The 237-nt window shown below is 55.7% G+C and carries 1 protein-coding gene; it reads right to left on the minus strand.

Annotated features, from left to right (window positions below; genetic code table 11):
- The coding region (locus tag QP934_RS11655) for a transposase (RefSeq protein WP_419127608.1) at nucleotides 1-237 on the minus strand (237 nt) is incomplete at both ends.

The raw sequence follows: 237 nt of genomic DNA on the forward strand, positions 1-237 counted from the left end.
TTTTAAGAATCCCGTTTGCTCGTTTCAGTTCGCGGTTTTCGCGGCGCAGACGCCTGAGTTCTTCTTCCATTGTTTCGCCGCCTGAAGCGTCAGAATTATCGCGTACTGAGGCGCTGTCACGGTACCAAGCCCGCAACGTGTGGTGAGATACTCCAAGCAGCTCACCGACCTCCGTGTAGGCGCGTTGCAGTGAGCAAGACTCCAGGCGGACCATTTCGATGATCTGATGGACCGCCT

It is taken from the genome of Corynebacterium sp. MSK122, assembly GCF_030229435.2.
Classification (GTDB): Bacteria; Actinomycetota; Actinomycetes; order Mycobacteriales; family Mycobacteriaceae; genus Corynebacterium; species Corynebacterium marquesiae.